This window comes from Wenzhouxiangella sp. XN79A (assembly GCF_012272825.1).
GTDB lineage: Bacteria > Pseudomonadota > Gammaproteobacteria > Xanthomonadales > Wenzhouxiangellaceae.
This window is the reverse complement of record NZ_JAAWWS010000142.1, coordinates 37652-53589: the sequence shown is the minus strand read 5'-3', so window position 1 is coordinate 53589 and position 15938 is coordinate 37652. Positions and strand designations below refer to the sequence as shown.

Below are 15938 nucleotides of genomic sequence, written 5' to 3'. Positions count from 1 at the left end.
TCAGCGCGGCTCGTCGTCGGCGTAGCGCGCCCAGTCGGCGAACTGATAGCGTCCTCGTGCCCCCGCCGGCTTGTCGCTCTCGACCGGGATCGGATGCGCGCGAGCATACGGGTCATCGCGGATTCCGGTCACCTGCCAGGAGACTTCGACGTTCGGTTCATCGGTCAGAATGACGAAGCGGCCCTGTTCGATCCCGTGTCCGATCGTCGCCCGGGCGAAGCTCCCGATCACCGTCAGCTGGTAGCGGAAGTCCCGGTTCAAGGCATCGAACCACTCGGGCAGCTCGACTTGGGCAAAGCCCTTCTCGTCAGTGACCACGTTGCCGTTGTAGATGTTCATCATGTCCGGGCTTTCGACGAAGGAGTGCGACAGGTAGCGGTTCTTCGGATCGAGCGGATGATCGATGCGGAACGAGCCGGCGGACTTGGCCAGCGTTCCGTTGACCGTGACATTGCCGTCGGCCAGCAGCGCAAGCCCATTGACCGGCCCGATCGCGTGCACCCCGATGCCGCCGGCCTGGCTGACGCCCCTCAGCCCGGCGCCCTCGAAGGTCGCCAGGCCCTCGACGCCGGCACCGACCCGCGAGTTGGTCGTTCCGCGCACGCCGACGGAATCGCCGCTGCTGTTGGTCGCGATCGCCTCGATTGCGGTCGCCTCGGCCGCCGTTGCCTGCGCGACCACTGCGTTGCCGGAGGCGGTTGCAGCGAACACACCGATTCCGAGCGGAACGTTCGCGCGCAGGCCGATCGATGCAGGCCCGGCCATCACGGCCTCGAAGCCGACCCCGCCGGCGCTGTTGGTTACTCGTGCACCGATATCCAGGCTGCCGCCCCGAACCACGTCGAGCGCCGCATCCGGCGACTGGGTCCCCAGGCCGAGATCGCCGTCGGCACTGAGCACCATCCGGTCGGTGGCATTGATGTTGAAGAACATCGCGTCGTCGTTGCCCAGCGCGATGTAGGACTGGCCGGCGCCCTCCCGCTCCAGCCTCAGGAATGCCGCGCTGCCGCCGGTACCCTCGGCGCGCAGCGCGGCGCCCGGCCCACGGGCGTCGAGGAGATAGTTCGGCTCGACTTGCTGGCCGACGCCGATCCGGCCTTCGAAATAGTTCCGACCGCCCTCGAAGAAGCCCGCGTAGCCGAACGCGCTGTCGATCGAAGCCCGGAGCGCCTGGCCCGATCCCGACCCGGCCGTGTGCTGGGCGTGCACCGCGATGCCGTCGCTGCTTTCGGCGATGCCGTGGACTCCGCGCGTGGTGCCGCTGCTGCCCAGCGCCACGCCGAGTACACCGGTGCCGTCGGGGCTGGACAGGGAACGCCCCCGGACGCCGGTCACCCCGCCCGATCCGGCACGGGCCTCGCCGAGAATGGCGACATCCCCGTTCGACGACCCGTACTGGCGTGCCAGGATCGCCACGCCGTCGTTGTCGTCCTCGACATTCAGCGGCGCCACCGGCCCCGGCGTGCCGATGCCGACGTAGCGGCCAGGGTAGATGATGTCGAGTGCGCCCCCCCTGAGCAGCGCCGATTGCCAGAACAACGCACCGGGCGCGACCGAGTCGGCAACCAGCGCACGCGGGGCCGGCGAGACCGGCTGGCGCGGCGTCAACAGGTCGAAGGCCGCGGCGCCACTGGGGTTGGCCACTTCGATTTCCATCCAGGCCGGCTGTTCCAGCCAGAAGGGATCGACCGGGACGGCGACGGTGAACCGGCCATCGACGACCGGGACCGGGCCGAGAATCGCTGTGGTCCCGAGCAGACTGCCCCCGCTGTCGGCATCGAAGAACGAGAAGATCAGATCGACCTCGCCGTTGACCGGCACGCCGCTGTCTTCCAGTTCCCCCTGGTAGGTCACGTGGGTGAACTGGCCGAACTGCGCAGCGCCCGGGGCCGGCGCGAGCAGTGCGGACAGGATGAAGACGAACAAACCGATGGAACGTCGCATTCGGGAACCTCCCTGGTCAGGATTCGAAACCGTCGCGGAACACGATGTCGACCTCGCCCCCGGGCCAGAACCCGCCCTCCAGCTCCAGGCGCGCGCTGTCGGCGACGCCGGCATCCCACTGGCCCAGGGTTCCGCGCAGCACAAGCCCGGAGGCCGAGCTCGAACCGCCACCGCTGTCGAGTGTGTGCCACGGGATCGAGGGTGCCGAACCGGCGGAAACCGGCACGGCGAGGGCGATCGGGAGAAGCAGCAGGTTAGGGATCCGGCGAGCCAGGTTCGCGTTCCAGATTGGGTCTTGTCGGGTAGGACGCAGCCGGCGCTACCGTCCTCTCACTCCATGGAGCCGGACTGTGGCTCCGATCGCAACCCCTTGGGCAGGGAACACGATCGAAGCGATATCCCGGGAACCGAGTGCCGCCGAAAGGCGACGCGCGCGACGCGGGGCCGTCCCGGTGCCATCGGCTTATCCCTTCTGCAATGGGCCGGCGCCGTTCCGATCGAGGGGCGAACATCGCTCGATGAGCTCACCGCGACCGGACGGCCAGGCATATGGACCCCCACACCTGGATACGCTAGTCTGGACCGACGGCATCCACCGGCAAGGCTTCGAGGTCAGCTCATCTCCGACATCCATGCACTTCTGCTGCACCACGCGCCCGTCGCGGTCTTCTGGACCCGCGAAGATGGCACGTTTGCCTACGTCAACAAGCAGGCAGCGGACTACCTCGGCTATACCCGGGAAGAGCTTCTCGAAACACCCCTGGTCGATATCGATCTCGATATCGATCCCGACTTCTGGCGTCAACACTGGGCGGACAGCCGATCGAGAACCTCCTTGACGCTCGAGCGAGTGCACCGTCGCAAGGACGGCACACTGATTCCGGTCGAGGTTCTCGTTCGTGCGATCGAGTTCGACGATGAACTGATCAACGCATCGTTCGTTCGTGACCTCACCGAACAACGTCGGCGTGAGGCATTGCAGAAGCAGGAAGCCGAGAATCTCTACGCGCTGTTCGATCGGAGCCCGGCTCCCCAACTGATCATCGATCCGGAATCGGGCGCGATCGTCGACGCCAACCCGGCGGCGCAATCACTCTACGGCTACAACCTGGAGACATTTCGACGTCTGTACATCCAGCAGATCAATCAATGGCCCGAACACGAAGTGCGAAACGCCATGCAACAGGCCCTGACCGGTCACCGCAACGCGTTCGAGTTCCAGCATCGGACAGCCACCGGCCGGGTTCTGGATGTCTGCGTCTACAGCGGGCGCATCCGGCGCGAAGGCAAGTCGCTGTTGCATTCCACGATCCAGGACATCACCGAGCTGCGTGACATCAACCGGAAGCTCGAGCGGGATCGTGTCCAGTTCGAGAAACTTCCGGTCGGCGTCTATACCGCCACCCCCGGCGAAGACGGTTGCTTTCTGCATGCCAATGCCGCGCTCGCGCGGATGCTTGGCGCATCCTCTCCGGAGCAGTTGACCGGGATCCCCGTAGCCTCCGTGTATCAGGACCCGCAGCAGCGCGTGCGATTCAGCGAAAGACTCCTGGAGGCCGGTGAACTGAGACAGACCGAGCTGGCTGCACGAACGCTGTCCGGCCGCTCGATCTGGCTTTCCGTGAGCGCCCACGTGATCGAAGACGAGCAGCAGGGAATACTGTTCGAGGGCGCGGTCGAAGACATCACCGCGCGCCGCGCTGCAGAGCAGGAAGCCGAAGCGCAGCGCAGTCGGCTCTTCTCCGCGATCGATGCGGCCCCCTACCCGACCATGCTCCACGATCGGGAAGGCAGGGTGCTCCTGCTCAATCGCGCCTGGACGGAGCTCAGCGGCTATGGCCCTGAACAGCTGCCGACGGTTCGGGCCTGGACCCGCCTGGCCTATCCGGACAACCACGAGCAGGTCCGCGCTGCCATTGCCGAATTGTTCGAACACGGCGATCGACGGGACGAAGGCGAATTCGAGATCCGCTGCGCGGACGGCTCGCGGCGGACCTGGTGGTTCAGCTCGGCACCGCTCCAGGGCCTGGATGACGGTCCGCCCGAACTGGTGATTTCGACCGCAGTCGACGTCACCGAGGTCAAGCGGCATCAGCAGCGCATGCGCGAGGCCGACGCCATCGTGGAAAACGCCGGCGAAGGAATCACGGTGACCGACTCGGCGCTTGCGATCACACGGGTCAACCAGGCATTCACCAACATTACCGGCTACACCGAAGCCGAGGTCCTCGGCAAGAACCCCAACCTGCTGTCGTCGGGCAGACAGGACGCCGGCTTCTACCAGGCGATGTGGGACACCATCCACTCGACCGGCCGTTGGCACGGCGAAATCTGGAACCGCAGGAAGTCCGGCGAGATCTATCCCGAATGGCTTTCGATTTCCTCGATCAAGGACGAAGACGGCCGGGTCCTGAACTACGTCGGCATCTTCAGCGATCTGACCGAACTGAAGAACTCCAGGAATCTCGTCCGCGAGCTCCAGCATGTCGATGCCTTGACCCGCCTGCCGAATCGCAAGCAGTTGATGCAGCGCATCCATGACCTGGTTTCCGAGATCGATGATCAGAAGGAATGCATCGAGTTGACGGTCGTGGGCCTGGACGACTTCCGACTCATCAACGAAAGCTATTCTCCGTTGATCGGCGACTCTCTGTTGAAGACGATCGCGGGGCGGTTCCGTCAGGCAATCGGCCAAAGCGGGGAAGTGTTCCGGGTCAGCGGCGACGTTTTCGTCATCCTGCGACGCACGGAAGGCGAACTGCACGACCCCAAGCAGGTGTTCCAGCTCCTCGCCGGGTCCGTGCGCGGACGAGTGCCGGTGTCCAGGACCTCGAGCGTAAAGGTCGGCTTCAGTGCGGGCAGTGCCGTGTTCCCGGACGATGCGAGCAGTCCCGAATCACTGTTGAAACATGCAGAAACCGCAATGTTTCACGCCAAGACCAGCGCTCGAGGAACCCTGGCCGCCTATTCGAGCTCGATGACCGAAAGCGCCCAGCAGCACCTGACCATCAACAATGAACTCGAACGCGCGATCGAACAGGGACAGGTTTCCGCCCACCTGCAACCGATCGCTCGCGTCGAAGATGACCGGATCGTCGCGTTGGAGATCCTCGCTCGTTGGCATCACCCGACCCGCGGCTTCATCCCGCCCGATGTCTTCATCCCGATCGCAGAACAGACCGGCCTGATCGATGCGCTGAGCCTGTACGTTCTGGACGACGCCTGCAGGATTGCATCGACCCTGCACCGCACGATCGATCCGAGCATCCGGATCGCGTTCAATGTTTCGGCCGTTCAGCTCAAGAACCCGGCCTTTCTCGGACAACTCCTCGACAAGCTCGCCAAGCATTCGATCGACCGGGAATTGTTCGAGCTGGAGCTGACCGAGAGTGTCCTGATGGAACAGGGGACATCGTTCGATCACTTCATCGATCAGATCCAGGAACAATCGGTTCGCCTGTCCATCGACGATTTCGGCACCGGCTTTTCCTCGCTGGCCTATCTCCAGGAACTCGATCCACAGGTACTGAAAGTCGATCGCCGGTTCATGAGCGCTGCGGTGGAAAGCCGTAAAGGCGCCGCGCTGGCGGCCTCCATCATCTCGATGGCTCAGACGCTGGGCATCGAAGTCGTCGCCGAAGGCGTCGAAACCGCCGCGCAACTCCAATTCCTGCGGGAACGGCACTGCAACTTCTACCAGGGCTATCACCTGGCCCGCCCGATGGGCGGGGACGACATCCTGCGGTTCTTCGAGCAACGGGCCACCCGCTCGAACTGAATCGGCGGGGCTGCCGTTCGTTTCTGTCTTCGGCAAGGCCCCGACCGGGCTCCGGTCCGGCTCGAGCCGTCGAGCATTCAGCGGGCGCTGGACCGGTCAGGGCGACCGGTCGCCGTCCTCGCTGATTCTCGGCGCCGGCAGTGCCTGCCCACCCTGGTAGAGCGTCAGCGAGCTTGCCGGCCCGGATTCCGGCAACTCGAACTCGATATCGGCGCCCACCTGCGCGCTGAAGAAGCGAGTCGGCGACTCGGCCTGCATCGCGATCGCCGGCTGGCCGGTGGCCTGGATTTCGAGTTGGCCGTCGTTGACCCGCGCGGTCATCACGAAGCCGGGCTGCAGTTCGTAACGACCGATCAGCCGTTCGAGTTGTTCGACGGGCACATCGATCGCCGCTCGGGTCCGGACCTCGTCGCTGATCTTACCGGCCCGCTCGGGCTCACCGCCCCACGGTGACTGCAGTGCCACGGCGACGACCTCGCCGGCGTCGTTCCGCTCGATCAGGAACGCGCTCAGCGAGGCCTCGAACGCGAGCCGGTCACCGGCGATCGGATACACCTTGAACTCCTGCCCGCCGTTGCGCTGACTGATCAAGGTCCCGCCCTCGACCCGGAAGGTCCGGATCTCCTGGTCATCGATCCGGTAGGTCCCCTGTACCTGCGCAAGCTGTCGGGCGGACCAACCGATTGCAGCTTCCTCGATGGGATAGGCCCTGCCCGTCGCCAGACCGGCCAGACGCAGCGCGATGTCCTGCGTGCTCCAGCCCGGGCCGGCACGGTTGGCGAGCACCACCACGGACAGCCTCTCCTGCGGCAGGTAGAGCGCGTGGGTCGTGAATCCGAAAATCCCGCCACCGTGGGACAGCGCCTTCTGACCGAACCACTCCTGCACGCCGATCCCGAAGCCGTAGTTCGCCTCCTCGGCGGCGCCCTCGGGCGAAATCATCCGGTTGTACAGGTCATCGCCCAGCACCTTGCCGCCGTGCAGCGCGACCTGCCAGCGGTCGACATCGGCGGCCGTGGCCATCAGGGCACCGGCCGCGTGGGGCTGGGTCATCGACAGGTACGGTGCGCGCTGAGGCTCATCGACCGGACCGTCATAGCCCTCGACGCGACCGGGAACGAGGGCGAAATCCGGGTAGGCATCGGTCCGCTCGATGCCGTTGGGCAGCAGCAGGCTGTCTCGCAGGTAGCGGTTCCACGGTTGCCCGGTCACCGCCTCGATCACGGCCCCGACCAGCACGTAACCGGAGTTGTTGTAGGACCAGCCTTCGCCGGGATCGAAATCGACCGGCTCATCGGCGAACACCGCGACCAGTTCCGCCGTCGTCAGGTCGCGCCGGGCTCGATGGGAGGTCATGTAGCCCTCGATGCCGGTGTAGCTCTTGATGCCCGAAGTGTGGTTGAGCAACTGCACGATCGTGGCGCTGCCGACCGGGAAATCCGGCAGGAACCTGGCCAGCGGATCGTCCAGCGCGACCTTGCCCTCCTCGACCAGCTTCAACAGCGCCGCGGCCGCGTACTGCTTGGTCACCGAGGCCAGCCGGAATACCTGGTCCGGCTCCAGCGCCACTTCGAGTTCGACATCGGCCAGGCCTAAGGCCTGCTCGTAGATCACCTCGCCGTTCCGGCTGACCACGACCGCGGCGCCTGGCGCGTCGTCGGGGTAGACCGACGACAACATGTCGCTGGCCTGTTCGGAGAAGGACAGATCGGCTCGTGCAGCGCCGGGAACGCTCAGCGTGGCGGCGAGGAGGAGGACGAAAAACGATCGGATCATCGAAGGGGCTCCTTGGGTCGGTCGATCAGTGGATCCGTGCATCAGCGCATCGGTGGATGCGTCGGCGACCACCGGGCGCAAACCGCGTCCGGATGCCCGCAGATGTCACGTACGCAATACGCATGGACCGCCTCGGAGGTTACAGCCTGGCGTCCCGACCCGAGGATCGGGCCTCCCCATCGGCCACCGACATCGGGCATCAGAACCGGGCTCCGACAAGCCCGGTCCCGAAACGTCGACGCGCTGGATCGGCCCACTCGGAGGCCAAGGCCCGGAACGCCGGCGCGCTCCGGATCGGGTCGTACTACGGCAGCCCGGGCTCGATGGCGGGCAGGACCCAGCTCGGCGAACCCAGGGCATCGCGGAGACAGGCGATGGCTTCCCGGGCCGCGCCGGCCATTCCCAGCGCGCGGCAGGCGTTGTGGCGCTGGTTGATCAACTCGGCCTGGTCCCGCGGTGCGCCGCGGGACCAGGCGCGCACGTACCGCTCGGTCTCGCTGCGCTGGCCCGCCACCGCATGGACCAGCGCCCGGGCCAGCATGTAGGTCGGCTCGAAGCCGCCGAATTCCTCGTGGCCCGTTTCCTGCAGCCAGGCATTGGCGCGGAATTTCAGCCCGTCGGAACCGCCCTGCCCGTGTTCGGCCCAGTCGACCAGCAGCCGCCCGATGGTGCGATCGGGCGTGCCGATCAGGCCCCAGCTTCGACCCAACGGCCGATCGAGCAGCGCCCGCGCCTGCGGAAACGCGCGGGCGGCCATCAGCGACTCCCACTGGATCACCGGCGGAGGCAACCGGCCGAACTCGCCTTCGATCGCCGCCACGTCGTCGGCCAGGCGGCTCGTGTCGCCGACGGCGTTCGCGCGCAGCAGCGCGCTGAGCAGCGCCAGCGTCTGGCTCTCGTGCGGCGTACGTTCCAGCACCTCGACGGCGCGGTCGTAGCGGTGGACCAGCAACAGGTTCCAGGCCAATCGGGTATCCCACGTGTCGCTGCGCGGATCCAGCGCACCGGCTCGGATCAGCGTCTCCGTGACACCGTCGAGATCACCGAGGCGGCGCTGGATCCAGGTCCGGACCTCCAGGGCCTGAAGGTCGCTGGGTCGGCGTTCGAGAATCAGATCGACCAGCTGGAGCGCCCTTGGATAGTCCTTGAGGACGTAGTAGGTGTAGTACATCTGGGCGACGAGGAGCTCGGAGGATTCCGGCGCAAGTTCATGGATTCGCTCGAGAATGCTGTCCAGCCGGCGCAGTTGATCTCCATCGCGCACCCGAAGGTTCAGGAAACTGAGCGAACCGGCCAGTTCGGCCCAGGCCCGCACGAAGCCGGGGTCGAGCTCGACGGCCCGCTTCAGCGCCGAGACGTACTCGGGGTCGGCGATGGTGACCGTTTTCCGACGCTGCATCGCCTCGTGAAAGGCACGATAGGCCGCCATGTTGTCGGTCGGGATCACGTCCAGGGCATCGACGGCGTCGCGCATCAACTCGGCGTGCAGCGCGTTGGCCACGGCGCGAGCGATGTCCGACTGGACCTGGAAGATATTGGCCGGGGTCAGTTCCCGCTCGTACTGCCCCGCCCAGAGATGGGTATCGCTGCGCGCGTCGATCAGCTGGACGTTGATCCGGATCCGGTCGTCGAAGCGCTGCACCCCGCCCTCGAGAATCGCGTCGGCGCCGAGCTCCCGGCCGATCTGACGGAGATTCATTTCCCGATCTGCGTACTCCTGCACCGAAGTCCGCGAAATCACGCCCAGCGATTCGAACTGCGCGAGCTGCATCAGCAGATCGTCGTGAATGCCGGCGGCCAGAAAAACGCTTTCCGCACCGCGGTCGTTGGATGCGAACGGAAGCACCGCCAGCATCGGCAGGCCGCGACCGGCGAGCGGCTCCGACGTCGACGCCGGCCGGTCCGATCGGTACAACACGGCGAAAAGCGTCATGACGAGCGCCCCGAACAACGCGTACTGCCGCCAGGTCCGCGAACGACCCGGTGGGGACGATCGGAGCGGCTTCGGCTCGGTGGCGACAACGCCGGAAACCGTCTCCTCGTGGCGGCTCGGCTCAGCAACAGGATCGACGGGGGCCGCGGCCGCCGGTGCCGGAAAGTGCGCGATGAAGCCCCGCCGCACCACGGTCTCGATGAATGCATTTCGATCCTGGGGAGTCAGGCGGCTGCGCAGGATGGAAACGCAGCGATTGATCGCGTGATCGGACACGATCCGGCCGTCCCAGACCTCGCGGATCAGATCGTCTCGGCCCACCAGGATGTGCTGGTGGGTCAGGAAGAAGGCAAGCAGGCGAGCGACCTGGGGCTCGAGCCGGACGACCGCTCGACCGTCGTCCAGATCGCCGGTGGCCGGATCGAACCGCCAGCCGCCGAAGCGGTGGACCGCTCCGTGATTCCCGTTGCTGCTGCTCATGCGGCCTACCTTGTTTCGATCCATGCGCGCTGCCGAATCCAGGAAAGGCGGGTTTTGCGCTCGAAATGCTTGTAAAGCAGAGACTTGAAGCGCAATCAGAGAATCATCGCGACGAAATCAGGGCTTGATCAGGCGCCGAATCCGCGCAGCCTCCAATGTGATCCAGCGCAGAAGATCCGGCGAGGATTACCAACCCCGTCACGGAAGTATAGAGCAATGCCGGTCGGGGCGACAGGACGCGCCGGGCTCGTCTGCCGAGCGCGTGTGCGCAGCGGGAAACCGTGCGCCGCGACGGGGCTCCATCCTTCAAACGGGCGCGACGATCGCCCAGGAGAGCAATACAGATGAACACCATGCATATTCAACGCAGACTGCTGGTCTCGGCCGTGCTCGGCGCGCTGGCCGTCCCGGTGACTGGCCTGGCACAGGACGCCTACGACTACACCTCGGTCACGCTGCCCGGTACGCTGGGCTCCCAGGCCTTCGGAATCAACCAGCGCGGCGTCCTCGCCGGCAACGCGTTCGCCGAAGAAGGCAACATCGGCTTTACCTACGACATCAAGAAGGACAAGTTCGAACTCGTCGATGATGTCGCCGGATTCGACGTCACGGTCATTTCGGCCATTTCGAACCGCGGCGACCTGGTCGGAAGCGTCGTCGACGAAACGACGGGAATCCAGAGCGGACTGATGCTCGACAAGCGCGGCAACGCTCACCTCTTCGACCATCCGGATGCAGTCTCCGGGACGTCTGCGCGGGCGATCAACAGTCGTGGAACGATCACGGGAATTCGCGATTCCGCGGATCCGATGCAGATTCTTGCCGGCTTCATCTACGACAGCCGCAGCGAGACCTTCACCGACATCGTCCCTGGCGCGCTGACGATTCCCCAGGGAATCAATGCGCGCGGTGATGTCGTGGGCAGCGTGATCTTCTTCTCCGAGAACGATCCCTGCAATCCCGGCACACCGGCCGGCGGCATCGTCCGCTATGCCTGGTACCGGTCCGCCGAGGGCGACATCCAGTACTTCACGGTCAACGGCGGATTTTCCAGCGCGCGAGGCCTTACCGATAGCGGCACGATCGCCGGCTTCACCGCCGATCCGGACACCGGGGTGACGCAGGGCTACGTCACCGAGATTCCAGCCGGCCAATGCCAGGACATCAGCGTCGGCCCGGAGGGACGGGTCGCCTTCCCGGGCGCGGTCCGGACCTTCGCCCAGTCCATCACGAATTCCGGCACGGTGATCGGCCAGTACGTGGATGCCGACGGCATCCAGCAGACCTTCGTTGCCACGCCGGACTGACCAACGCTCACCGGGTCCTGCCCGGATTTTCCAGGACCCCGGCCACTGCGCCGGGGTTTTTCGTGCTTGCCGGGCTTCGGACGGTCGGCGCCCGGCTCCTCCCGCATGCTGCAGCAGCGGTCGGATTTCCGGTATCGTGTCGGTCTGGCACGCTTCCGGCCTTGCCCATGCGATCGATCCTGCTGCTCCTTCTGGCTCTGCTGCCGGCCCTTGCGTCGGCGTCGTCGATCGCCGTCGATCCGGCCCTTGACGTCCGTACACCGGGCTGGACCGAGCAGCTTCGAAGCATCCCCGCCGGCAGCCGGATCGAGGTCGGTGGCCTCCAGGAAGCCGGCCGGGCCTCGGGCGAGCTGATCCTCGACCTCGAGCGGTTCCGGATCGTGGATGCCGAGTCGCGAGTCGTTGTGAACAGCCGCAAGGGTCGGACCGTGCGCGCGCTTCCGCAACGCAGGTACTTCCAGGGCTCGATCCGCGGCGAAGCCGACAGTCGCGCACTCCTGATCCTCGGCCACGACGGCTCGGTTCGGGGGCTGGTGCGGCGCGCGGGTCGGGTCCAGGCCCTGGTCGTCGATCCGGCGCGGACCACGCTGGTCGACGTCGATACGGCAGCGGCCGCCGAACCGTTCCAGTGCGGCGCATCCGACCTGACCCTGCCCCCGCTTCCGGCCGATGAAGACCGTCCGGACCCGGACCGCGAGATTCGCGGCGTCCCCTCGAACGGCTACCTGGCTCGCATCGCGTTCGAAACCGACTTCGAATACTTCCAGCGCTTCGGCAACACCGACGACGCGGCCGCCTATGCGATGGACCTGGTCGCCTTCTCATCGACCATCTACGCAGCCGAGGCCAGCACAAGGCTCGCACTGAGCACGATCTACCTCTGGACCGATCCGTCCGACCCGTGGAGCGAAAGCAGCACGATCTGCGGGCTGTTCGAGTTCGGCCAGTACTGGAACGACAACCGGACCGACGACCGGACGATCGCCCATTTCCTCAGCGGCAAGAACCTCGGCGGCGGTGTCGCGTGGGTCGGCGTGCTCTGCAACGGCGGCTTCGATGTCAACACCTCGGGCGCGGGCTGCAGCTTCTCGGACATCTCGAACTACGGTGGCGATTACGGATTTTCGGCCGACCTGGACGGAAACTTCGACCTGTCGAATCCGTCGGCAGTCTGGGACATCGTGGTCGTCGCCCACGAGATCGGGCACAACTTCAATTCACCGCATACCCATTGCTACATCGGTGTGGACGGCGTGAACCAGCCGGTCGACCAGTGCTGGGGCACCGAACAGGGTGCGAGCTGCTATGCCGGAGCGAACACCCTGCCCGGTCCGATCGGGGCCGGCAGCGGCACGATCATGAGTTACTGCCATCTCAACTCCGGCGGTCTCGGCAACATCAGCTTGACGCTGGGCCTCGACCATTCCTTCGGCGTTGCACCCGAGCGCGTGCCGAACCGGATGATGGCGGCCGCGATCGCGGCCGAATCGGGCAATCCCGGCTGCCTGACCACCGAACTCGGCGCCGAGCTCGACCTGGTCGGAACCGCCCTCGACGTGATCGAAGGCGAAGACGTGGCGCTGACGCTCCGGCTCGACCGACCGGCATCGGCGGACATCCTGGTCGATCTGGTCGAGGACGCCGCCCTGGCCGGCAACCTCGGCAACCTCACCGGTCATCTGATTCCGGCCGGCATGAATCGGCTGGACCTGCTCCTGCCGACGGTCGATGACACGGTCTTCGCCCCACCGCGGGAAGGTTGGCTCTCGGTCCAGACGGTGACCAGCGATGTGGCCATCGACCTGGGCAACACGGCGCTCCCGGTCCGGATCACCGACGACGACCCGACGCTGGTCACGCTGACCGCTTCTGCAAATGCCGCGGAGGTCATCGAAGGAACGACGCTCGAGGTCACCGTTGCGCTCGACCCGCCGGCCGACGCGCCGGTCGAGATCACGCTCGCGCCCGACCCGGCCATCACCACGCGCATCGACAGTGGGCTCGGGCCGTTGACGGTGGCGGCGGGAGCGGCCTCGATCGTGTTCCCGGTCACGTTCATCGACGACCAGATCGATCAGCCCGATCTCGTTTCCGGCATCGCGATCGGTGCCGTCGACTCCACCGCGCAGACCACCATCGGCACCCCGGGCTCGGTGTCCTTCGAACTGCTCGACAACGATGAGCCGCCGGTGGTCCTGGTCCTGTCGCTTTCCGACTCGACGGTCGTGGAAGGCGGAAGCGTCCAGGCCACGGTGCTGATGGACCCGTCGACAACGGTACCGGTACAGGTCGAACTGGAGGCCACCCCGGCACTGGCAGCGCTGGTTGCCTCGGGCCTGGGCCCGAGAACGATCGCGCCCGGGTCCACCGCGACCGTGTTCGAGATCGCCTTCGCAGACGACGATCAAGTCACCCAGGCAAGGGTTTCCGGAACGATCTCGATCGGAGAGGTCGTTGCCGACACGGACGCAAGCCTGGGAACGCCGTCCGAGCAAGCCCTCGAATGGCGGGACAACGACCTTCCCCCCGACGACCTGCTGACCGACAGCTTCGAAGGCACCTGACCGATCGCAGCGAAGCACGCGGGTCGAGCCACCACGTGTGCAAGCGCCCGATCGTGACGATCAGGCGACGGCGGTCTTCGAGAACGTGTTGATCACGACCACCCCGCCGACGATCATCGCGATGCCGATGACCGCGGCCGGGTCCAGCGACTGCTTGAACACGATCGCGCCGATCAGCGTCGTCAGAACGATCCCGAGCCCGGCCCAGAGCGCATAGGCGATGCCCAGCGGAATGCTCTTCAGGGAGATCGACAGCAGGTAGAACGCGGCCAGATAGAACACCACGACCAGCACCGACGGCAACCAGCGAGTGAACTGTTCGGATTTCATCAGGAACGAGGTACCGACGACCTCGAAGACAATGGCGAAGGCGAGCGCAAGGTATGCAGCGGTAACGGGTGACATGGACTTCCTTTCCGTGGCGGCGTCGGGGCAATGGTCGAAGAGCGATCAGGGTCCGGCCACGCTCGTATACCCCGCCACTCATTGTGTGACGTATGGAGTGCGCCTGAATCGACAGTGCAAGGCGCGGCCCGCAGTGAATGGTCAGCCCTGTACAAGGGACGCAAGGCCGCAATGTCGGTTCAGGCGCGCTCCTCGAAGGGCGAGCCGGAGCGCATTCATCCGCGGCGTTCTGTCGCGTGGAAAGGACGCTGCCATTCCCTGCGAGACAGGCCGTGCAACCAAACGCACTCCGCCTCGCTATACGGTACACAATGAGTGGCGGGGCACACTCGGAGGTGACTGCGGACCCGGGCAGGGATTCCGCGCGCTGTCCCTTCGGTACCGAGCGCTCGAGACCCTGGTCGCGGAACGCAGGAACACCGCCCGCACGCAGACAGCCTGATCGTTTCCGCACTCGTCGACCAGCGCCAGGCACCGGCCGCGCCCAGGTCTGCACCGTCGAGGACAGCCTCTGCGTCAGCTGTCCCAATCGTCCCGGAACATCAGGTCCGAGTCGGAAAGACAGAACATGTGGGCGATTTCAAGATCGCAGGACAGGCCACCTCCGGAACCGGTTCGTCCCCAGGACGACCCGGCGATATTGGCCACGGCGGTCGCGCCAACGACGGTCGAGTCGGACCAGTCACCGCAGGTGTTTGCAGACACGGTGCCGTCGAACAGGGTGCCCGACCAGGCCTGGTCCCGGGTCAGAATGCTGCCGTCGGACGCCAGGTTCAATGCGCTCAGCGCGCCGTCGTCCCGAAGCGCCGTCAGGCTGTCGGCGAAGCGAACGCCATCGATGCGGGCCCACGGCAGATCCGGGTTTTCGAAACGGTCCCAGGCCGGCGTGCTCCCGGCGCTGAGAAAGGCCTTGAACGAATCACTGTCGTGCAGGCCGGCCTGCGCCGCCAGATTCCGACAGATCCGGTCGCCGCCGGCCACCCCCGACAATCCATCGGCAGCCGCATTGTCCTGCATCGCGCCGAACAGTCGAGCCGGTGCAGCGAACGCCTGCCGGATGCCGGAAGCGTCCGGACGGATCTCGGCGGGCTGGGTATCGACGCGGAAACAGGCCAGATGGGCCGCGCTGCTGCACGGAACCCCGAACCCCGATCCCCAGTTGGACGACGCGTAGTTGCTGAACCCCACGCTGCCCCCCCCGCTGTCGCTGGTGAACTCTGCACAGGTATTCTGTGCGCTTCCGAATTCATTCGACCCGGTCAGGATCAGGCCGATCCGCTGCGCGCCGTTCTCGTCGAGCCAGAGCGGGTAGAACATGCGCTCGCTGGCGGGAAAGTGCATCTCGACGGCATCGGAAAACACAGGGCGCCCGTCGACCCGGAACCAGGGATTGCTGTCCTCCGGCGCCGGCGCCGCGCCCAGCCCGCAGTCGTTCACTCGGCGCCCGGTCAGGCCCTGGATCCGGCAGAACGCATCATCGTCGGCGTCGGACACATAGGCCACGTAGGTCCCCGGCAGTGCGGCCGCAGCCGCGTGGGCCTGACAGATCGCATCACCGGCGGCCAGCCCGGTCTGACCGCCCGCATCCGGCCAGGTCGACAGGTCTGCAGTCCCGGTCGTCGAGGTGATGAACACGAAGTTCTCCGACGCCCACACGCCGCCAGCCGAAACCAGGAAGCTGCCGAACAGCAGCAGGATCCGTTGAATGAACCGATCGATCATGACACGCGACCTCCGTTGGAATGACGCTG

8 protein-coding genes are annotated in these 15938 nt (G+C 65.9%); 3 read left to right on the top strand and 5 right to left on the bottom strand.

The features are described 5' to 3' along the window. Complete coding sequence (locus HFP89_RS06285; RefSeq protein WP_168716795.1) at positions 1-1944, bottom strand: hypothetical protein; 1944 nt, start codon at positions 1942-1944, stop codon at positions 1-3. On the opposite strand from HFP89_RS06285, the gene HFP89_RS06280 reads away from it, so the two are divergent. Beyond that, positions 1931-5722, top strand: coding sequence for a PAS domain S-box protein (locus tag HFP89_RS06280; RefSeq protein ID WP_168716794.1), 3792 nt, complete (start codon positions 1931-1933; stop codon positions 5720-5722). The two genes, HFP89_RS06285 and HFP89_RS06280, sit on opposite strands and share 14 nt — an antisense overlap. Before the next feature lie 96 nt (positions 5723-5818). Here HFP89_RS06280 and HFP89_RS06275 read toward each other — a convergent pair whose 3' ends face one another. Together HFP89_RS06275 and HFP89_RS06270 are read right to left on the bottom strand one after the other, a co-directional pair. Beyond that, positions 5819-7498 (bottom strand): serine hydrolase, encoded by a 1680-nt coding sequence (locus HFP89_RS06275; RefSeq protein ID WP_168716793.1) that lies wholly within the window; start codon positions 7496-7498, stop codon positions 5819-5821. A 304-nt stretch (positions 7499-7802) separates the two neighbouring features. Beyond that, complete coding sequence (locus HFP89_RS06270) at positions 7803-9911, bottom strand: winged helix-turn-helix domain-containing protein (RefSeq protein WP_168716792.1); 2109 nt, start codon at positions 9909-9911, stop codon at positions 7803-7805. 344 nt (positions 9912-10255) lie between these two features. Between HFP89_RS06270 and HFP89_RS06265 the strand changes: the two genes are divergently transcribed. Next, the gene (locus tag HFP89_RS06265) at positions 10256-11218 is read left to right on the top strand and encodes a hypothetical protein (RefSeq protein WP_168716791.1); all 963 of its coding nucleotides are present in this window, start codon (positions 10256-10258) and stop codon (positions 11216-11218) included. A 167-nt stretch (positions 11219-11385) separates the two neighbouring features. Further along, the gene (locus tag HFP89_RS06260) at positions 11386-13782 is read left to right on the top strand and encodes a M12 family metallo-peptidase (protein ID WP_168716790.1); all 2397 of its coding nucleotides are present in this window, start codon (positions 11386-11388) and stop codon (positions 13780-13782) included. A gap of 60 nt (positions 13783-13842) precedes the next feature. Here HFP89_RS06260 and HFP89_RS06255 read toward each other — a convergent pair whose 3' ends face one another. Beyond that, entirely contained in the window at positions 13843-14187 is a 345-nt protein-coding gene (locus tag HFP89_RS06255) for a multidrug efflux SMR transporter (RefSeq protein ID WP_168716789.1), read from the bottom strand. 516 nt (positions 14188-14703) lie between these two features. Beyond that, positions 14704-15909: a hypothetical protein gene (locus tag HFP89_RS06250; RefSeq protein ID WP_168716788.1), complete on the bottom strand. Its 1206-nt coding sequence runs from the start codon at positions 15907-15909 to the stop codon at positions 14704-14706. Between the last annotated feature and the right edge of the window lie 29 nt (positions 15910-15938).